Source organism: Paenibacillus xylanivorans (assembly GCF_001280595.1).
GTDB lineage: Bacteria > Bacillota > Bacilli > Paenibacillales > Paenibacillaceae > Paenibacillus > Paenibacillus xylanivorans.
Map to the genome: position 1 here is coordinate 39,185 of NZ_LITU01000065.1, position 19,907 is coordinate 59,091.

General features: G+C 47.7%; 17 protein-coding genes. 9 read left to right on the forward strand and 8 right to left on the reverse strand.

Going from position 1 to position 19,907, the window contains the following annotated elements:
• Positions 1-846, forward strand: an 846-nt coding sequence (locus tag AMS66_RS32765) for a family 16 glycoside hydrolase (protein ID WP_160319699.1), incomplete at its 5' end; no start/stop codon positions are given.
• A gap of 1,409 nt (positions 847-2,255) precedes the next feature.
• Here AMS66_RS32765 and AMS66_RS17560 read toward each other — a convergent pair.
• Positions 2,256-2,630 (reverse strand): alpha/beta hydrolase family protein, encoded by a 375-nt coding sequence (locus tag AMS66_RS17560; protein ID WP_236703484.1) that lies wholly within the window; start codon positions 2,628-2,630, stop codon positions 2,256-2,258.
• 381 nt (positions 2,631-3,011) lie between these two features.
• On the opposite strand from AMS66_RS17560, the gene AMS66_RS17565 reads away from it, so the two are divergent.
• Together AMS66_RS17565 and AMS66_RS17570 are read left to right on the forward strand one after the other, a co-directional pair.
• Complete coding sequence (locus AMS66_RS17565; protein ID WP_024631866.1) at positions 3,012-3,758, forward strand: GTP pyrophosphokinase; 747 nt, start codon at positions 3,012-3,014, stop codon at positions 3,756-3,758.
• A gap of 41 nt (positions 3,759-3,799) precedes the next feature.
• Positions 3,800-5,035 carry a multidrug effflux MFS transporter gene (locus AMS66_RS17570; protein WP_053782036.1) on the forward strand — a complete coding sequence of 412 codons (1,236 nt, stop codon included), beginning with the start codon at positions 3,800-3,802 and terminating at the stop codon, positions 5,033-5,035.
• Between the two features lie 134 nt (positions 5,036-5,169).
• On the opposite strand, the gene AMS66_RS17575 is transcribed toward AMS66_RS17570, so the two are convergent.
• Positions 5,170-5,763: a hypothetical protein gene (locus tag AMS66_RS17575; RefSeq protein WP_053782037.1), complete on the reverse strand. Its 594-nt coding sequence runs from the start codon at positions 5,761-5,763 to the stop codon at positions 5,170-5,172.
• A gap of 260 nt (positions 5,764-6,023) precedes the next feature.
• Between AMS66_RS17575 and AMS66_RS17580 the strand changes: the two genes are divergently transcribed.
• The 6 genes from AMS66_RS17580 to AMS66_RS17605 all read left to right on the forward strand — a co-directional run bounded on the left by AMS66_RS17580 (position 6,024) and on the right by AMS66_RS17605 (position 13,955).
• Complete coding sequence (locus tag AMS66_RS17580; RefSeq protein WP_236703485.1) at positions 6,024-7,019, forward strand: iron-hydroxamate ABC transporter substrate-binding protein; 996 nt, start codon at positions 6,024-6,026, stop codon at positions 7,017-7,019.
• 161 nt (positions 7,020-7,180) lie between these two features.
• Entirely contained in the window at positions 7,181-7,801 is a 621-nt protein-coding gene (locus AMS66_RS17585; protein WP_053782039.1) for a flavin reductase family protein, read from the forward strand.
• Between the two features lie 214 nt (positions 7,802-8,015).
• Positions 8,016-9,170: a type III polyketide synthase gene (locus AMS66_RS17590; protein ID WP_053782040.1), complete on the forward strand. Its 1,155-nt coding sequence runs from the start codon at positions 8,016-8,018 to the stop codon at positions 9,168-9,170.
• 42 nt (positions 9,171-9,212) lie between these two features.
• Positions 9,213-11,462, forward strand: a complete 2,250-nt coding sequence (locus AMS66_RS17595; protein WP_053782041.1) for an MMPL family transporter — start codon at positions 9,213-9,215, stop codon at positions 11,460-11,462.
• A gap of 262 nt (positions 11,463-11,724) precedes the next feature.
• Positions 11,725-12,744, forward strand: a complete 1,020-nt coding sequence (locus tag AMS66_RS17600; RefSeq protein ID WP_053782042.1) for an alpha/beta hydrolase family protein — start codon at positions 11,725-11,727, stop codon at positions 12,742-12,744.
• A gap of 38 nt (positions 12,745-12,782) precedes the next feature.
• On the forward strand, positions 12,783-13,955 hold the full coding sequence (locus AMS66_RS17605) for a rhamnogalacturonan acetylesterase (RefSeq protein WP_053782043.1): 1,173 nt from the start codon (positions 12,783-12,785) through the stop codon (positions 13,953-13,955).
• A gap of 138 nt (positions 13,956-14,093) precedes the next feature.
• On the opposite strand, the gene mnhG is transcribed toward AMS66_RS17605, so the two are convergent.
• The 6 genes from mnhG to AMS66_RS17635 all read right to left on the reverse strand — a co-directional run.
• A complete protein-coding gene (gene mnhG / locus AMS66_RS17610; protein ID WP_053782044.1) occupies positions 14,094-14,486 on the reverse strand; it encodes a monovalent cation/H(+) antiporter subunit G in 393 nt (130 codons plus the stop codon).
• Entirely contained in the window at positions 14,470-14,754 is a 285-nt protein-coding gene (locus AMS66_RS17615; RefSeq protein ID WP_053782045.1) for a Na(+)/H(+) antiporter subunit F1, read from the reverse strand. The genes mnhG and AMS66_RS17615 overlap by 17 nt, the downstream gene beginning before the upstream one ends.
• Positions 14,754-15,230, reverse strand: coding sequence for a Na+/H+ antiporter subunit E (locus tag AMS66_RS17620; RefSeq protein WP_053782046.1), 477 nt, complete (start codon positions 15,228-15,230; stop codon positions 14,754-14,756). Before AMS66_RS17620 ends, AMS66_RS17615 begins: the two co-directional genes overlap by 1 nt.
• A gap of 6 nt (positions 15,231-15,236) precedes the next feature.
• Positions 15,237-16,715, reverse strand: a complete 1,479-nt coding sequence (locus AMS66_RS17625; protein WP_053782047.1) for a Na+/H+ antiporter subunit D — start codon at positions 16,713-16,715, stop codon at positions 15,237-15,239.
• Positions 16,708-17,046 carry a Na(+)/H(+) antiporter subunit C gene (locus AMS66_RS17630; protein WP_024631879.1) on the reverse strand — a complete coding sequence of 113 codons (339 nt, stop codon included), beginning with the start codon at positions 17,044-17,046 and terminating at the stop codon, positions 16,708-16,710. The genes AMS66_RS17625 and AMS66_RS17630 overlap by 8 nt, the downstream gene beginning before the upstream one ends.
• Before the next feature lies 1 nt (position 17,047).
• A partial coding sequence (locus tag AMS66_RS17635; RefSeq protein WP_236703486.1) for a Na+/H+ antiporter subunit A occupies positions 17,048-19,907 on the reverse strand: 2,860 nt, incomplete at its 5' end.

The following is a 19,907-nucleotide window of genomic DNA, read 5'->3' on the forward strand; positions in this document are numbered from 1 at the left end:
GTAGCATCAAATCCGGGTGCCAAGGCACTTTTGGATACCAATTTCTCAGATGTAATTTATGAAGCTGATGTGACACCGGGGTCAACCGGCAATGCGGGTCTGGTATTTAGAGTATCCAATCCTGGAACGGGTGCGGATGCTTACCAAGGCTACTATGCTGGACTCGATGTTCCCAATCAGAAGGTTTTGATCGGAAAGGCTAACAACAATTGGACATCGCTTTCCACTGCTTCTATGAGCTTAACGGCTAATACAAAGTATCATGTTAAAATCGTCGCACAAGATGCTTCCATTAAGGTCTATGTTGATGATATGACGATACCTAAGATTAATGTAACGGATTCAACCTATATTGGGGGCAGTGTTGGTCTTAGAACGTATGATTCAGCTGCCAAATTTGATAATATTTCAGTTCAAAGCAGCCGATATGAAACAGAAAATTTATTTGTAAGCGCAACTTCAGGCGACAAACACACCATGTTTGGGAATGGAACCGGTCGAGACCTAAATTTGAGCGGTGGATTTGGAACTGCACTGGACGCCAATGCAGTCAACGACTTTGTGACATACACGGTGAATGTGCCCGAAGCGCGAAGCTATAGTGTAAGGGTCGGCGTGAAAAAGGGAGCGAACAGAGGGCAGTTTCAATTGTCTGTAAACGGTGTCAATCATGGTCTGATTCAGGATTTATATTCCTCTGCATTTAACTATGTAGAACTGAATGTTGCTACTATCACCTTCAGCTCGGCAGGCGATAAATCTTTTAAGTTTAACGTTGCAGGTAAAAATGGTTCAAGTTCAGACTACGATCTGTCAATTGATTACATTAAACTAATACCAAATTGAAGCAAAAATGCAAAGTTATATGTAATTAGAAGTTAAGCAAAACACCTATGCCTATAGCGAGGCCACTGAAAAGTAAACTAATCAAATCGATCTGCACCAGGACGCATACCGATAGCAGAGCAACAATTACGTGAGGCAGCTGCCGGCCAAAAGCTGGCCGCGCGTAGCCGTGAGCCGGTTGCAGGGAGTCTCGGCCGGCAGAGGAGGCATACTGACGATGAAAGCATTTATTCTTTACCGAGATGGTGTAATTAATGTTGGTAGCAGCATTAACAAGAAGAAGGAGTTTATCCTGATTGCTGGTGTACCTGTTTCTCTTTGAAGGTCAAGGCATTGGGTTAAACAGATGTTCTATTGTATTTGGTTTTGAGTCGATTTTTCAGAAGCTTTTGAATAGAACTCTAGAACCGATATACAATATTGATTCGTATCTAGGAAGGAGTAAATATTATCCTTTCTCCCAAAGTGCAGATTGGGTATTTTCAGCAACTAAGCTATCAAGTGGAAACCGAAGAAACGATCTCTCAATTTGTGAACAAGTGATCGGGATTTGATGAAGGGTTTCTGCGTTTAAGAGATCAAATCCTTTTTATAGGAATAGTTTTCAGTGTAAATGGTTTATAACTTTGTTTTATGTACAATATTGCTATATCAAATTTAAAATTGTTGCCACAACAGTGAAACGTGTTTTATTTTATCGGTACAATTCTTGTCCTGAGCAGAGGACAAGAACATGGTCCCATTGAAGTCGCTATTATAGCGGCTTTTTTATTTTATCGGTACAAGTTCGTGTCCCGAGCCAAGGACAAGAACTTGTACCGATTGCCGATTAGGTGGATATCTAATTTAAAAGCATTGTAGCTAAAACCTCAATAAGTAGCATAATACAGGACAGTTTTCACATTCTTATGGAACTAATGACTTAATGAGAGATAAGCACAGGGATCTAGGTATTAAATTGGTATTGGAACTAGCTGTTGTTGAGGGCAAGAACATGTTTCCATTACCGATTAGATGATTACTTAAGGGAGGGTGGTGGGTCTTTCCTGAATGACTGAAACGCTAAAAACTGAACCTTTTTGATGACAATCAAAAGGAAATGTACAGAAAAAATGTGGCTAAAAATTTTGAATAAATTGGCCGAAATGGGATATATAGGCATAGCATATGTAGGTAGGGTACTGTGCTGTGCATACCAAGGATAAACTATTACTTAATTACGCATAACTCTTGTTAGGCGTAATCTATACACAAGAAAGATTGTTTGGTATATATAATGTCTTAATGAAATAAAGCCAAAATTCTATGTCGGTTGGGATTAGGGATCAAAAGTTGAAATATGTCTTAGGGACAAGCACTTATTTTTATCAGTAAAGTTCTTGTCCTAAGCCAAATCCTTTGATCTAATTCTAAGTCCCAGGCCCTTCATTGTAGGTCGTTGCTGTATGTACGGCATTAATGGCTCCACGAGAAAATCCCATCATTGAAATTCGCTTCGTATCGGCAAAGGGCCACTCCTGAACGAGCCGGTAAGCGGCATGCACATCTTCGGCATCTCGTCCGCCATACTCGTCATGCCCTTCGCCACCCTCGTTGCCACGATAGGATGGAGCAAAGACGATATAACCTTTATGGACAAATTGCTCCAGCCAAGCAGTATTTACCCCACCATAGTTGCCCAGCCCGCCGCGACAATAGATCAGAACCGGCCAACGTGCACCATTGCCGTCCAAGGTGTGTTGTTTTGCAGGAGGATAGCGGCTTGTGAGCTGTTGTACTTGCATGGATTGTTGCGATATGGCGAAGCCTGAAAGGGCAGAGCTGGTATATGCTTTTTCATATGCTGAGAAGGCGGGGAGGGGGCAGCCGTCTGGCAGGCCTAAATAGCCTTTTACCCGGAGCGCATCGGACGAATACGTCACATGATAGAGCAGGGAGATCGACCTCTTTCATCGGAAATGGGATGCCAATGGATAATGATCCTTCTTTAGGATGCGCCTAAACGAGGTTCCCATACCTTCCAGTCAGTAACGAGGGGGCGTTGCGAGAAATTCGTTTATTGGCTCCATATGATTTATAATGGTTCAGGAGACATGTGGATTGACCGATGTCCTCTTATTCATAAAACTAACTTTAGTGTGCACGAAGAAAGGAAGAAAACCATGATGAACGCTCCACATCCGATTGATCAATTCAAGAAATTTAAATATGAAATTACGAGATTTATGATGATCTATAAATTTGCTTTGGATCAAATGGAGACCAAAATTGAGGTGCTGAAGGAAGAATTTCAGTCCCTGCATGATTACAGCCCGATCGAACATACGAAATCCAGATTGAAGTCACCTGAGAGCATTATGAACAAGATGTTCCGCAAAAATCATGAGTTAACCTTTGAAAGTATCAAGAATAATATTAAGGATATCGCTGGCGTACGCATTACCTGCTCCTTTATTTCAGACATTTATCGCATTAAGGATATGTTGTGCAACCAAAGTGATCTGCGTGTGCTGGAGGTAAAAGATTATATCCAGAATCCGAAGCCAAACGGCTACCAAAGCCTTCATCTTTTGGTGGAGGTGCCTGTTTACATGTCTAATGGAGAAGAACGGGCGTGTGTGGAAATTCAGATTCGTACGATTGCGATGGATTTCTGGGCCAGCCTGGAGCATAAAATCTTTTATAAATACAATAAGGATGTTCCCGAGCGTTTGACCAAAGAGCTGAAAAGTGCAGCGGACTCTGCGAACGCACTGGACCAGCAAATGGAGAGGCTGCACCGGGAGATTCAGGAAATCAAGGATGCCGAGAACGATCGGGATGAAGAAGAGCTGCGTCGTATTATCATTAACAATCAACAGTTCACACTGCCTTCCAACCTGCTCAAGCTGCTGGGAGACGGAGAACACTAAGGAAAAGAGAACTACCGCAGGGAAAGGAATATGTTATTCATATGAAAAGTACACCAGCCTCATTAAGCACCCATTCTACATCCCGGGTACGTATGGCACTGATTCTGGGGACACTGTCGGCCTTTGGCCCGCTGTCCCTGGATATGTATTTGCCGGCACTGCCCACACTGGCCGATGAATTCCAGTCCTCCACTTCTTATGCCCAGCTCAGTCTAACGGCATGTATGGTCGGGCTGGCGGCAGGACAGCTGCTGGCTGGACCTTTAAGTGATGTGCGTGGTCGTCGTATGCCTCTTATTACGGGTCTTATTCTCTATACAATCGCTTCCATACTCTGCCTGGTCAGCCCGACCATGGGTTCTTTTGTTGTGCTTCGGTTCATTCAGGGGGCAGCGGGAGCGGCGGGAATTGTCATCTCGCGCGCGGTGGTAAGGGACGTGTATTCCGGACCGGAGCTGACACGTTTCTTCTCGCTCTTAATGCTGATTAATGGTGTCGCACCGATAGCTGCACCGATTATCGGTGGACAATTGCTCGCGTATACATCGTGGCGCGGCGTATTTATTTTGCTGAGTATCATCGGTATTTTGACTTTAATTGCTGTGGTGGTTGGTCTTGGAGAGACCCTTCCTCCAGAACGCAGATCCAGCGGAGGGCTGAAGCAGACTCTGGTTACATTCCGCAAAATTGCGGGCGATCGCCAGTTCATGGGATATGCTTTAGCCCAAGGGTTCGTAGCTGCTGGCATGTTTGCCTACATATCGGGTTCGCCATTTGTGCTTCAGAAAATATATGGCATCTCCCCGCAGATGTTCAGTGTCTGCTTCGCCATTAACGGTCTGGGCATCATACTGGCAAGTCAGATCGCCGGAAGACTTGCAGGTAAAGTATCTGAAACCCGTCTGTTGATCGCAGGGCTGGTCACTGCTGCGCTGGGAGGAACATCTTTGCTCATTGCCATTCTGGCTGGAGGCAATCTGATTTCGGTCCTGATCCCGTTATTCCTCGTGGTATCCAGTGTGGGGCTGGTTAATACGGCTTCCTTCGCACTGGCGATGGCCAATCAGGAGAAATCGGCAGGTAGTGCGTCAGCTCTTATTGGGGTAATGACGTTTCTCTTCGGCGGCATTGTCGCTCCGCTCGTAGGTTTGGGAGGAGAAGGCACAGCTGTGCCGATGGGTATTGTTATCGCTTGTGCGGATCTTGGCGCGTTGCTGATTTACTTTGTGATGGTAGGCAAGAGCGGTAGACGTCAGAATAAACAGCAACTGGTGTGAAATGTATTGCGTTGATACGCTGGCCAGAAAAACGACTCGCTAACAAAAAAAGAAATAATGTAGCCATAAAAAAGCGCTCCAAGTGGAAGGTTCTGTCCTTCAGCTGGGGCGCTTGTTTTATGTTTGAACGGGCTTTAGCAGAGAGCAAACAAAATTTGTGTATTGAGCAGGATACCTGGAGTCAGAAACGGATAGAAGTAACCGATGACAAAACCGAACAGATTGGTGGAAGGCCACATTAAGTAAACGTCATTGTACGTAAATACAAGAGACCAACGGTTGTAACAGAAATTTTGCAGTACACGTTGCTCGGGATCCCGAGGTGTCGCTACTCCCGATTGGGCAAATTGCACGGCCTGGGTCAGATTCTGTGGTTGTTGCTGGATAAATAGCGGTAGAAGGCCGGGACTGCTTTTGATGAGGTTATACAGAAAAACCATCTCCGCAGGGGGCTGACCTACTGGGCGAGGATAGGCACTAAGCAAGGTGGGCAGATTGCCCTGTGACAGCTGAGCTGGCACACCCGGCGCCGTACCAGGGACGCCTCCAGGAAAGTAGGGAGGTTGACCGCCCGTGCCTCCGCCTGGAATGTAAGGGGGATAGGAACCTGGTGCTCCTGGAAAACCTGGCATAGGCTGACCTCCTGGAGCGCCTCCCGGGAATAGTGGTGGCAATTGAAACGAACGATCCTCATCATATCCTGAATAGGTGTTATAAACGTAATCCATGTACGAACATCCTTCCTGTCGTCGTATTCTGGAATTAGCATATGGCGGCATTCGCCTAAATGTGAATCTTTCGAATGAACGCACATTAGACCTTAACCGGCAAAAACTGCATTGACAACTACGTTGATAACAATTATCATTGTCAATGGAATTGGACAAAAGTACATACAAGTATAATATGCATGAATAATGTATAAACGTCTAAGTCTGTCATAACAACTCAATCCATTGAGATGTTCATCTTGAAAGGGGATAGTCACGTGTTTAAGAAAAATAAAAAAATGATCATGCTTCTGATCACGGTAATGGTCATGTCTATTTGGCTGGCAGCATGCGGATCGAAGCCAGCAGAAAACGGTACAGCAGCAGGGGAGAACAATACAGCAACGGAGACAGAGACACAGACAGAAGCTCCGGCAGAACGTACTCTGACAGATGCAATGGGTCACGAAGTCAAAATCCCGGCGAATCTCGAGCGTATTATCGCTTCCTATCTGGAAGATAACCTGGTTACACTTGGCGTTAAGCCAGTTGCCCAGTGGTCTGTAGCCAACGGAATCCAGGAATATCTGCAAAAAGATCTGGACGGCATTCCAACGATTGCCTTCGATCTTCCTTTCGAAGCGGTAGCAAGCTTCAACCCGGATCTGATTATTATCGGTTCGGAAAGTGTGGTTGAAGGCGAGAAATACGCACAATACAGCAAGATTGCGCCTACTTATGTACTTGGCGATGAGATCAATAGCGACTGGCGTAAAGCGTTGCTGAAAATCGGCGAAATTCTGAATAAAGGCGATGAAGCACAAAAAGCGCTTGATGATTACGAAGTGAAAGCAACAGAAATCAAGGAAAAAATCAATACCGTTACAGGTGGAACGAAATCTGCAGCAGCCATTTGGCTGGTGAGTGGCAAGTTCTTCATCGTAAGTGACAATGTATCGAGTGGAGAAGTAATGTACAAGGAGCTTGGACTTGCAGAGCCTGAAGTTGTGAAAGAAATCTCTGCCAAAGCGACAGGCAACTGGTCTTCCATTTCCCTTGAAAAATTGGCGGAAATGGATGTAGACTATCTGTTCTTTGTGAACAGTGATGAAGGTACTGGTTCAGAAGCACTGAAAGATCCGGTATGGCAAAGCATCCCGGCAGTGAAAAATGGTAACTTGTTCGAATTTACCCGTTCCAGCAGCTGGTTGTATAGCGGAGTTCAAGCGAACCTTCAAATTATGGAAGACATTCAGAATAGTATTGTAAAATAATAGATATCAAATACGAAGTCGAATGTTTATACTCCTTGGTGCTGATGGGGCGCCAAGGAGTTTTTGTGATTTCAACATTTTACGATATATAATAAATAATGAAGCGAAGCTCTCGTGAGAGATGAGTATCGTTTCACGATCAAGGAAGGGGATAGCTTTTTATGCATACTTTGGACCCGCGAGAATTGACGGGCAGAGATAACTATAAACTGATGAGTGGTTCGGTGGTGCCACGCCCAATCGCATTTGTTACAACACGTTCTCAAGATGGCAGTGTCATTAATGCCGCGCCCTTCAGTTTCTTTAATGTAGTCAGCTCTGATCCGCCGCTATTATCCATATCTATTGCTCGCAAGGATGGCGTTATGAAAGATACGGCTCGCAATGTGCTTTCCGGGAAAGAACTCGTTGTACATATCTGTGATGAATCGATCGCTCTTGATATGAACGAGACAGCAGCCATGCTGGAGCCTCACGAAAGTGAGCTGGAACGGACAAATCTGACAACTGTGCCAAGTAACGTGGTGTCCGTACCGGGGATACAGGAGGCGCTTATTCGGATGGAGTGTAAGTTGTATCAGCATATTCCGATATTGAACGATGAGGGAGCACCTGTGAGTGATCTGCTTCTGGTTCGCATTGTGCAGTATCATTTCAGTGAGAACGTGTATGATCCTGCCACCAAATATATATTGATGGACCAGCTGAAACCAATCAGCAGACTGGCCGGGAATGACTATGCCAAACTTGGCGAGAGATTTACGGTGATCCGACCGGAGTAGCATCGGGTTTGGTTGAACAGCCTGTTGATAGATAGGCCTGGATAAAACATATAGTAATCTTCGTTTAATAAGGCGGACAACTTGTGCGTAATTCGCATGTGTTGTCCGTCTTTGCTTGTTTCGTGAACATAAAGGGGGCAAGCCCTGAATAGACTTGTACTATATCCTGCACATGTGACATGAACCTATTTTATATATAAGGAGGTTGGAGCCGATGAACCAACTTGATGGAACAATAGCCGCAAGTATCATGGGAATAGGAACGGCATTGCCTAGTCACCGCATTGAGCAAAAGGATGTGTCTGCCCGGCTCGCACAAGCACTGGAGCATGAGCCAGATTCCAGACGATGGGCCAAGCGAATATTTAACCAGTGTGGTGTCGAGACGCGTTATACATGTGAACCGAACCTGCTGGAGCCTGTAGGGTCTTGCCGTTATTTGCCCTTTACCCAGGCGGAGAACGTTCCGACCACAGCCGAACGTATGGCTAAATATAAGGCGGCAGCCGTTCCGCTCGGAATCAAGGCAGCACGTCAGGCACTTGAGGATGCCGTCGTTTCGACTTCGGAGATTACACATCTCATTACCGTCAGTTGTACAGGGCAGTTCCTGCCCGGTCTCGATGTTCGGCTGATTCAGCAGCTTGAACTATCGCCGCGTGTAAACCGGATTCCGCTTGTGTTCCAGGGCTGCGCCGCCGGTCTGAAAGCTGTACAGTTGGCGAATTCGATTGTGACGAGTGACAAAGACGCTACGGTTCTTATCGTATGTGTGGAGCTGTGCACCCTTCATTTTCAACCGTCCGCCAAGCGGGATGACCTGTTCGCTGCGTCCTTCTTCGGGGATGGCGCATCTGCCTGTGTTGTAAGTCTGTCCGGATTAGGACGCAAAGAACTGTTCAGATTGGGTAGCGGGCATTCCGTGTTGCTGCCAGACTGTTCGGAAGAGATGATCTGGGAAGTGGGCAATACCGGCTTCGATCTGTATCTCTCGCCACAGATTCCGAAGCTGCTCGGCTTACATCTTGGACCAGAGGTTGAACGATTGCTGAACGGCAGCGATCTACCGGAGATCTGGGCGATCCACCCTGGAGGCAGAGGTATTGTGGATGCGGTGCAGAAGCTGTATGAGCTGTCAGATGAGCAGGTTGCTTACAGCCGAAACATTTTACGGGATTATGGAAATCTATCCTCTGTGACGATTTTGTTTGTTTTACAAGCCATCCGCGATGATTATCGTAAAAGGGAAGAAGCTTCCAGCGGAATTGCGCTTGCTTTTGGACCGGGGCTCACAGCGGAATTGCTTCCTTTTACTTATGTTCCTGCATCCGTTGAAGAAAGAGAACCAGTGAATCAAGGCGTGATTTAAAAAGAAACGGAATTACCAATCTGATATCAGAGGAGCTTGGGTATGGGTTATCGCAGCCTTGCTGTCCTCATTAGCCGATATCCGCGATTCATCATTCTCTGTTGGGTGTTTGTCATCGGGATGTCAGCCGTCTGGGCGTGGAAATTGCCCGGCAATGTTCAGGATCATGGATTGAACTTGAACCAGGGAGATGCTCATGCTGTAGAGCTTGTTCTTGAGAAAGAGTTCCATGTTCCTGCTGACCCGGTTATTCTTCTTTTTGAAAAAAAGACAGGCACTACCCCCGCTGAATTCCGAGGCTGGATTAAAGATGGACTGCAACAGGTTCACACTCTTTCAGGTGTAACGTCCATAATCTCTCCGCTTGAAGCACCTGGAAGTCAGATGCTGCGGGGGGATGTGGCCTATGCCTTACTAGGGTTTGATGTACCCTCTCACAAGATGGGTCCACCCCTGGAACAGCTGCATTCCATGCTTACAACAGACGGTTCGGGAACGATCCGAATAACAGGGGAATCCGTTGTACAGCAGGATGTAAACCGACTCAGTTTCCGAGATTTGGAACGGGCAGAGGTTGTGGGTCTGCCGCTTGCTCTCGTCATTTTGTGTTTTGCATTCAGAGGTCTTTATGCGGCTCTCCTTGCTGTCATTATGGGGGTATCCGGTGTAATAACGGCAATGGGGGTTACTTCCCTCATGGGTTACCATCTGGCGCTCTCCAACTTTGTGATCAACGTAATTCCAATGATGGGAATGGCCCTCAGCATAGACTTTGCCCTGATTATTCTCAGCAGATATAGGGAGGAACTTCAGCAAGGTAAGAAAAGTGAAGAAGCAGGTGCAGGGGAAAGGGAAGTTCTGCAGAGAACGCTGCGTACAGCGGGAAGAGCTGTATTCTTTTCTGCGGCTTGTGTGCTGCTGGGACTACTCGGTCTGCTATGGATTAGGCTACCGATGTTCCTCAGTGTTTCCCTGGGAGCCATTATCGTGCTCGTCATATCGGTCCTGCTTAATATAACACTGCTGCCAGCGATTCTATCTCTTAATTCTGTGCGTATCTTTAGACAAGGGTCGAGGCATTCCATCTCCTCAAAGCAGGTTCAGCACCAACAAACGTTACATTCACGTTCGATCTGGTCATTCTGGTCAGGCATGATTATGAAACGCCCAGTTCGCATGGCGCTGCTTGGAACGGGTGCGTTGCTTCTTTTTGTTCTTCCCGTTACCCGGCTAAAGCTGGCTATTCCGGACGCATCCTCCTTGCCTGCCAGGATGGAGTCGCGCCAGGCGACGGAGCAGTTACAGCGCATTTTTGGACAAAAGAACGTCTCTGCTGTAGAGATTGTGATTGGTGGAACCGCAGAGCCGTTAAGTGCTTCCCACTGGCGGATTGCGTTGAATAAAATGCGAGAGCTTCAGCAGGATTCGAATGTGATGGCTGTTGAATCTGCATGGGGAATCATGCTGCCGAACAAGCTCTCTTTCCAAACTCAATTTCAAATGAACATTCCATCGTCATCTCTGCCAGAAGCGCTGAAAGAAACCGAATCTCAGCAGCCTTCATGGCTGCGTTCATATGTATCTGACCATTCCATTCGTATGGTGGCTACCATTCACGGAGCACCCGGCTCAGATGAGGCTGCTTCCTGGCTCGAACAGATGAGGGCCGAGGATACAGCTGACTCCATTTCCTCAATACCCATGCGTTATGGCGGAGAGGCAGTCAAGCAGCATGAAATCATGCAAGAAGTTTCAGGCCAACTGCCCAAAGTGCTGGTGTTTGTTGTGGTAACGAATTATCTCGTATTGCTCGCAGCATTCCGGTCATTACTCATTCCAATCAAAGCCATTCTGATGAATCTGCTCAGCCTGGCTGCTTCATTTGGCGTCCTCGTACTGGTCTTCAATCAGGGACATTTGGGCATGGAGCCGTCTGCCATTGCGATCATGATTCCCGTGTTCATTGCCGGGCTCGTATTTGGTATCTCAATGGACTATGGCGTATTCATGCTGACGCGCATCCAGGAGGTATACAGACGAACAGGGGATAGTGATCTGGCCGTACAGCAAGGACTGGCTTCAACCGGACGTCTGATTACATCGGCGGCGGCGATTCTTCTGGCAGTAACCGTGCCGTTTGCCTTTGCTGACGTGGTGGGTGTAAAACAGCTAGGCATTGGAATTACGGCAGCGGTATTAATTGATGTTACCGTTATCCGTCTGGTACTGGTACCTGCGCTCATGAAACTGATGGGCAGATGGAACTGGTGGCTACCAGGGTTCAGGGAATGAAGGCTGACTTCATCATTTCATCGAACTTGCTGATATGGACATGCAGAGCAGAAGTACAAGATCAAGAAGGATGTTCTCGAAGCCTGAAGTTCAGGTATGCGAGGATATCTTTTTTTTCATCAAAATAGTGTGAATTCAGCCCAAAACAGGCAATAATGTTCAATTCACGGGCTGGACGGTATTTTATAATAGATTGGACAAGCCCAACATAAATCTTTTTACATACGTCTATCATTTGAATTGACAGGAGGGATGAACGGTAATGTCGGATATTGAATCCTATCTGCAAAAACAAACAAGCCCGCGCGGACGTTCCGCTTATCAGGCGGGTCAAGCTCTTGAGCAATGGCGCAGCCAGTTGCGAACACGGATTAAAGAGCGGCTGGGCGGTTTCCCAACCGTGGCGGCGGAGCTGAATCCCGTACTGCTGGAACGCACCTCATGTGACGGCTACATCCGGGAGCGGGTTGAGATTACGACCTATGCGGGGTTGCGCATGCCCATCTATATGTTGATTCCGAATGAGGTAAGCGCTACCAATGAATCTCGGCCAGCTATTGTGGCCTGTCATGGACACGGGTATGGCAGCCGGGAGATATCCGGCATGGAACCCGACGGTTCACCGCGTAGAGGAGAGCCCGGCTTGCATAAAGACTTCGCCGTCGCTCTTGTACAGCGTGGATATGTGGTTGCCGCTCCTGAATTGCTTGGATTTGGTGACCGTAGGCTGGAGGAGGATCGGGATGCAGCTCCAGGCGCAAGCTCCTGTACCAAAATTGCCGCCCATCTGCTCATGACAGGGCAAACCCTGGCCGGACATCGAATCTATGAGACGATGCGTGTGCTGGATTACGTAACTACTCGTCCTGAAGCTGATCCAGCACGTATCGGCAGTATGGGCATCTCGGGTGGCGGACTTGTGACAGCATTCACTGCTGCGCTGGATGAACGGTGCCGTGCGGCAGTCGTGAGTGGTTACGTAAGTACTTTCCAGGGCAGCATATTGGACAGAAATCATTGTCTCGACAATTATATTCCAGGAATTCTGAGAGAAGCAGAGCTGCCGGATATCATAGGTTTGATTGCACCCAGGCCGCTATTTATTGAAGCTGGAAGTGAAGATCAGGTATTTCCGCTGTCAACAGCCAAAGAAGCCTATGCACGATTGACAGAGATCTATAAACAGGCGGATGCACAGAAATGGCTGGATGCAGACTTTTTTAGAGGTGGCCATGAGATCAGTGGAGCGAAGTCCTATGACTGGCTTGATAATGTTCTGTAAGGCAATCCTACAAATGAACCCTTGAGAGGAGAGTAGTCATGAAATGGTTAAAATCCGTGCGGTATTTGCTCTGTCTTACCCTGTTTACGAGTCTGATTGGAGGTGCTCTGGCAGTTAATGGCGGGCAGGTCGCCGAAGCTGCGGCGAATGAGTACAAATTTGATTTTGGTGCTGGTGCAGTTGAGAACGGTTACACAGGTGTATCGGCAACGGATGCCTACACTACAGCGAAAGGCTATGGATTCAATACCCCGGCCAATATGCGTAATGTCACTGCCTCTGGAACGGGTGTTGCAAGCGATGCCGTTCAGTTCGTCACCTTTGGCACGAAGAGTACGAATACGTTTAATGTGGATTTGTCCAATGGTCTCTACGAGGTCAAGGTGGTCCTGGGTAATACAGCCAGATCGAGTGTGGCGGCAGAAGGCGTATACCACATCATCAATATGACGGGTAACGGGGCGACCGATCAATTTCAAATTCCGGTGACGGATGGACAGTTAAATCTGTTGGTAACAGAAGGTAAGGAAGGCACGGCATTTACACTCAGCGCACTTGAAATCCGGAAAATATCGAATCAGACGGTGACGAACCGTACGATCTATATTGGTGGCGATTCGACGGTCTGCAATTATTATCCACTCGGCAGTAGTGTACAGGGTGGCTGGGGACAGCTGTTTCCTTCCTACGTGAATACCAGTACATTTCAGGTTCGCAATATGGCCTCTAGTGGTCAATTTGCAAGAGGCTTCCGCGATGATGGACAGATGGAAGCAATTCTGAAGTATATTAAGCCAGGAGACTACTTTATTTTGCAATTAGGGATTAATGATACGAATGCCAAGAACAATACAACGGAAGCAGAGTTTAAGGAGATCATGCGTGACATGGTCCGTCAGGCCAAAAATAAAGGAGCCACCGTCATTCTGTCGACGCCTCAGGGTCGGGCAACTGATTTCAATTCAGCCAATGTGCATACTGCGGAGAATCGCTGGTACAATGCATCTACACGTGCACTGGCTCAGGAAGAGAGCGTGAAGCTTGTAGAACTGAACAAACTCAGTTCGGCTTATTTCACATCTATTGGACCGGCTGCAACACTGACCTTGTATATGACAGGAGACACGCTACATCCGAATCGTGATGGTGCTGCCCAGCTTGCACGAATCGTTGCTTCTGATCTGAGAAGACAGGGTCTGGATGGATTCTAATCCGGGTTAAATATAGCTTGCTACCACTGCTTTACGAACATATATTGGACTAAGCTGAATCATATAGCCCAAAATACCCCCGGGACGGCCACGTAATGTGTGGCATTTCCCGGGGGTATCTGGTTGCGAAGCAAGCGACTATTCCATCATGTCCTTGGCTTCATGGTTGACCTTTTTACCTTTCAAGAGCGGTTCAAGTTCATCCTGCACACTCTGTTCCCATAGTGGTACATCTGTTCGATAGGCAGCCCGTGCGTTCAGATGTCCGGCTACCGGTGCTGTGATAAAGACAAACACAATGCCAAGCAATACCCGGGCACTGATATAGTTGTCGAAATACCAGAAGAAGAGGAACGTTCCGCTCAGTACACAAAGTACGCCGAGTGTAGTGCTTTTGGTGGCGGCATGCGCCCGTAGATATACATCTGGCAGTCGGATCAGTCCGAAAGCGCTAAATGCGCTCAGTAGTGCTCCCATCAGGACAATGAGCCCAATGACAATTCCGGCGGTTCCATCAACGATCTCCTTCATTTTTGAATACCGCCCCCCGTTCAATGTATCGTGCAAATGCAACTGTGCTTAGAAAAGCGAGAATGCCAATTAACAGAATAATATCCAGATAAGCTTGGGTATGAAGCATCATGGATAGTACCGCAACGATGGCAATAACATTAATACCGATGGTATCCAGTGCTGTAATCCGGTCAGCCATGGAGGGGCCCCGCAGTACGCGGTACAGACAACCCAGGATCGCCAGGGACAGAATAAGCAAGGAAATGAACAACAGTGAGGATAACATTAACGTGTCACCTCCATAATGGCTTTTTCGAACGTATTTTTGATATCGTCACTCATTTTTTGTTGGTCTTTGATATCCAGCGCGTGAATATATAATTTGCGTTGATTGCCCGAAATTTCAAGTGGAAGGGAACCCGGCGTTAGTGAAATGAGCAGGCACAGGAGTGTAACCTCCCAATCGGAGGACAGCTGTGTCTGATAGGTAAATATGCCTGGCCGAATATCAAGCTTCGGCTTCACAATCTGGCGAATAACTTCAATACTGGCCCGTACCAGTTCTTTGAACAGCAAGGCAATCAGCTTGATGATTGCCCAGACACGAACGATGTAGAAGCGTTGCGGAAAGAATCGTCGCATGCTCCCAATCAGCAGCAGACCCAGCAGATAACCCGTGAGAAAGCCAACGCCATTCCACGCATTATTGAGAAACATCCATACAAAGGCAATGATCAGATTGAGCACAATCTGAAAGGCCATAAGCATCTACTCCTTCAATACCGCATCAATATAAATATTGGGATGCAGCAGAATGTCGCCTGCGCGGGAGGTCAGCTGGAACATACCCTCAGCCCCCACACCCATCGCGATGATGAATACAAACAGAATTCCGGCAGGGAGTAGCAGTCCGTTCACGGCATAAGGTCTTCTCACTGCGCCTGCTGGCGGTTCACCCCAGAACGCCTGGATGAAGATGCGCAGTACCGAATATAACATCAGCAGGCTGGAAAGGACGGCAATGCCTGTCAGACCGTACAAGCCTGCCTGCAACCCGCCTTCGAATAGCAACAATTTCCCAGGAAATCCACTGAAAGGCGGAATGCCTGCCAAGGCAAGTGCACTGATGAAGAACATCCAGCCAAGCAGTGGGTAGCGATGGATCAGACCGCCCATATTGTCGAGTTTGGAGGTTCCTGCGACCGCGATCAGAGCACCCCCGAGCAGGAAGAGCAGTGTTTTGATCAGCATGTCATGCAGCATGTAGAAGAGTAGACCTTCCAGTGACGGACGACTCGCTGCCGCCATGCCGAATGCCACAAATCCCACCCCTGCGATAACGTTGTAGATCAGAATTTTATTGACGTCACGATAGGAGATAGCCCCGATTACCCCGAGTACCATGGTCGCTCCAGCCATCCAGCCGATAAGTGCATGGAAGAAGTCCGGATCATGATAGAAAATCAGTGTGAATGTTCGCACAATAGCGTACAGGCCAACTTTGGTCAGCAATCCGGCGAATAGGGCGGTGACCACTGCCGGAGGAGCTGCGTAAGAACCGGATAACCAGAAAAACAGGAACAGTCCGGCCTTGATACTGAATACAATCAGGAAGAGGACAGCGATCAGGGTGATGACTCCACTCTGTCCAACTTCGGCGATTCGATTGGACAAGTCGGCCATGTTTAGTGTGCCGGTAATAGAGTAGAGAAAGCCAATAGAGGCTACAAATAGTGCAGAAGAGACAATGTTAATCAATACATACTTGATCGTTTCCCGTAATTGTCTTTCCGTACCTCCCAATACAATCAGTGCATAAGAAGAGATGAGCATTAGTTCAAAGCAGACAAACAGGTTAAACAGGTCTCCGGTAAGAAACGAACCGTTCACGCCCGCAATCAGGAAATGAAAGAACGGGTAAAAATGATGTTCTTCCCGTTCCTTATTCACACTGCGGAAGGCATAGAGCAGACACGCCAGCGCAATGATCGAAGCGGCAACGACGAGCAAGGCCGATACCATATCGGCAACAAGTACAATACCGTAGGGTGGTTCCCACCCTCCCATATTCAGTGTTTGTATCCCGGACTGTGCCACTTGGGTAATGAGCACGGTTGAAGCGGCTGCCGTCATCAAGAGGCCGATAACGCTCACAACCCGCTGGATGTTTATTCGCCGGAAGAACAGAAGGGCAATAACCCCGGTAATCAGTGGCAGCAGAATGGGCAGAACAACGAGATTATTCATAAGGACGCCCCCTTACTTCTTCCATATCGTCTGTTTTCAGCTTCAAATAGGAACGATAGGAGAGTACGAAGAAAAAGGCGGTAAGTCCGAAATTAATGACAATGGATGTCAATATCAACGCCTGGGGAAGTGGATCGACGTAGCGTTCAGCCTGCTCCCCGAGCAGCGGTGGTGCTCCAGTTTTGAGACGGGACATCGTAATCAGCAGCAGATGTACTCCGTGAGTGAGTATGGACATGCCGAGCACGATCCGGAGCAGGCTCCGCGATAAGATTAAAAAGACGGCGACTGCAAACAAAATGCCAACGGCCACACACATCAATATTTCCATATCAGCGATCCTCCCCGATCTGTAGAATGATATTCATGGTGACTCCCAGGACGGCGAGATATACGCCGAGGTCAAACAGCATCGCGGTTGCAAGTTCCGTTTCTCCAAGTATTGGAAGATCAAAATAACCAAAGGTCTGACTCAGGAAGGGTACGCCGAACAAAAACGAGCCTGCTCCAGTCAATAAGGCAATGCCCAGCCCAATGGCCGTCAAGGTTCGAAAATCGATAGGTAACGCTTTGCGTACGGTATCTGTACTGAATGCCAGCGCAATTAAAACCAGACCAGCGGCGGTCACCAGGCCGCCAATGAAACCGCCACCCGGGTTATGATGTCCTGCGAAGAACAGATGCAGTGCGAAGGTCAGAATGATAAAGACAACAACCTTGGTTGTCGTTTGCAACAACACATCATTGCTTTGGAGGGGTACGGTATCCCAGGTTGATGAGCTGCGTTCACGGTTGCCATACTTTTTCGTATTGTCCGCGTTGTCATCTGTATCTGCATCGGTTTCTTCAGTTTGTTCTTTCTTACGGAATTTCAGTCTAGCCCCAAGGTCCCTCGCTTCGAGATTCAGATTAATCATGGAATAGATGGACAGTGATGCTACCCCAAGTACCATAATCTCCAGTAGGGTATCAAATCCTCGGAAGTCTACCAATAGCACGTTGACGACATTTTTGCCGCCAGCCAAATTGTAGCTTTCCTGAATGAAAAAGTCTGAAATACTCTCCAGTGACGCGGTTCCGCTCGCTGCCAAGGCAACAAAGGTCATTACGACCCCAACTGCAATCGCAACAATCATATTTACACTAAGATAACGTCGGCTTGATTTGCCCCGCTGCAGCTCAGGCAGATGGTAGAAACAGAGCAGGAACAGCGCAACGGATACCGTTTCGACAATCATCTGGGTCAGTGCCAGATCCGGCGCTCGGAACAGCACGAACAGTAAAGTGACGAGGTAACCTACTGCGCCTGTCATAATGACTGCGGATAGTCTGTTCTTGGCAAAAGGGATCGAAACCGCTGCCGCAATCAGTGCGACGAGCAGTACTGCTTCATAGAAAGAGAAGGGGGCATTACCCTTGAAATTCCAGGTGATATTTTCCCCTGAGCGGAAAAAGGCATAGACCAGCAATGCTACGGTGAACGAGAAAATGTATACCAGATAATTACGAACCGAGCCATTCATATAGGCTTCCGTCCATTTGCGTGCATAATGCTGAAGATTATCGAGTACGACATGGTACATATTGTTTATCGTTAACCCTTGAGGGTAGTGCTCATAAATCGTTCTCCAGCGAGGCAACAGTTTGTACAATGTAATACCAAGGGCGATAACACCGAGGGTCATGATTAATTCCGGTGTAATGCCATGCCATAGGGAGAAATGAACATCAAAGTGTTCATTTCCATTCAGCAGTGATGGAAGTACAGCAGCCATCGCTGGTTCAATTAATGACCCAGCCAGTAGATTCGGGAATAGACCGAATATAATTACGAGAATCCCGAGAATTACCGGAGGAATCAACATGCCGATGGGAGCTTCATGCAGCTTCTCGGCAGGAATCTCGCTGCGAGTTCGTCCAAGGAACGTTTTGAATACAATAATAAGCGCATAGATCAAAGTGAACACACTTGCGAGCCAGGCGAAGACAGGCAAGAGTACACTCCATGACCCGAGTCCAAAGATGCGGAGGTGTGTCACTTCCACCATAGCCTGGAAGAACAGCTCCTTGCTCAGAAACCCGTTAAACGGCGGAATTCCGGCCATGGCGAGTGCTCCGACGAGCGCTACCGTAAAGGTCACAGGCATAAATGAAGCAAGTCCGCCGAGTTTCCTTATATCCCGCGTGCCTGTCTCATGATCCACAATGCCAACGACCATGAACAGTGCCGCCTTGAAGGTAGCGTGATTGAACAGATGAAGCAGTGCTGCCGTAATGGCAACCGTGTACATCGCGGAGGATTCGCCATAACCGAAATAAATGGCCGCCGAGCCAACGCCGAGCAGAGACATGATCAGACCAAGCTGTGAAATTGTAGAGTAGGCCAGAATAGCCTTAAGGTCAGTTTTTTTGACGGCAAGGAATGATCCATAACACAAGGTGAGCAGCCCAACCCCCGTGACGAGCCAGAACCACAACCCCTGTCCGCCGAAAATCGGTGTAAACCGGGCTACGACATACAGTCCCGCCTTGACCATTGTTGCAGAATGCAGATAGGCGCTGACGGGTGTTGGAGCTTCCATGGCGTCAGGCAGCCAGATGTGGAACGGAAACTGCGCCGATTTCGTAAAAGCCCCAATCAGAATCAGCACAAGCGCAGGCAAGAATAGTGCACTATCCTGAATCTGTCCCCATTCCGTAATGGTTGCCCGAATGCTGAACGTTCCCGTCATAAGATACATCAGCATAAATCCGGCCAGCATGGCGAATCCGCCAAATACGGTAATGAGGAACGATTTCTGTGCGCCTGAGGTGGACGCTTTGCGTTTGTAGTGAAAAGCGATCAGGAGAAAGGACGTAATACTGGTCAACTCCCAGAATCCATACAACACAATCATATTATCCGATAGCACTACGCCAAGCATGGCTCCCATAAACATCAGCAGATACAAGTAAAAACGGTTTAAGGCTTCTTTGGTATCCATATAGTAGATGGAGTAGAGCACCACCAGCGTTCCTACTCCGGTGATTAACAATGTCAGCAGCAAACTTAGACCATCCAGATATAGATTAAATCCAATGTCCAGTGACGGAATCCAGGGAATATATCCGGATACCGTGATACGCTGAGACACGGCGGGTACGAGGCTCGCAAAATAAACAAATAATAGGGCCGGGACAAGTAAGACCAGC

Coding starts and splice junctions, on each gene's coding strand:
- AMS66_RS17560 (WP_236703484.1), bottom strand. CDS start 2,630: ATGCAAGTACAACAGCTCACAAGCCGCTATCCTCCTGCAAAACAACAC.
- AMS66_RS17565 (WP_024631866.1), top strand. CDS start 3,012: ATGAACGCTCCACATCCGATTGATCAATTCAAGAAATTTAAATATGAA.
- AMS66_RS17570 (WP_053782036.1), top strand. CDS start 3,800: ATGAAAAGTACACCAGCCTCATTAAGCACCCATTCTACATCCCGGGTA.
- AMS66_RS17575 (WP_053782037.1), bottom strand. CDS start 5,763: ATGGATTACGTTTATAACACCTATTCAGGATATGATGAGGATCGTTCG.
- AMS66_RS17585 (WP_053782039.1), top strand. CDS start 7,181: ATGCATACTTTGGACCCGCGAGAATTGACGGGCAGAGATAACTATAAA.
- AMS66_RS17590 (WP_053782040.1), top strand. CDS start 8,016: ATGAACCAACTTGATGGAACAATAGCCGCAAGTATCATGGGAATAGGA.
- AMS66_RS17595 (WP_053782041.1), top strand. CDS start 9,213: ATGGGTTATCGCAGCCTTGCTGTCCTCATTAGCCGATATCCGCGATTC.
- AMS66_RS17600 (WP_053782042.1), top strand. CDS start 11,725: ATGTCGGATATTGAATCCTATCTGCAAAAACAAACAAGCCCGCGCGGA.
- AMS66_RS17605 (WP_053782043.1), top strand. CDS start 12,783: ATGAAATGGTTAAAATCCGTGCGGTATTTGCTCTGTCTTACCCTGTTT.
- mnhG (WP_053782044.1), bottom strand. CDS start 14,486: ATGAAGGAGATCGTTGATGGAACCGCCGGAATTGTCATTGGGCTCATT.
- AMS66_RS17615 (WP_053782045.1), bottom strand. CDS start 14,754: ATGTTATCCTCACTGTTGTTCATTTCCTTGCTTATTCTGTCCCTGGCG.
- AMS66_RS17620 (WP_053782046.1), bottom strand. CDS start 15,230: ATGGCCTTTCAGATTGTGCTCAATCTGATCATTGCCTTTGTATGGATG.
- AMS66_RS17625 (WP_053782047.1), bottom strand. CDS start 16,715: ATGAATAATCTCGTTGTTCTGCCCATTCTGCTGCCACTGATTACCGGG.
- AMS66_RS17630 (WP_024631879.1), bottom strand. CDS start 17,046: ATGGAAATATTGATGTGTGTGGCCGTTGGCATTTTGTTTGCAGTCGCC.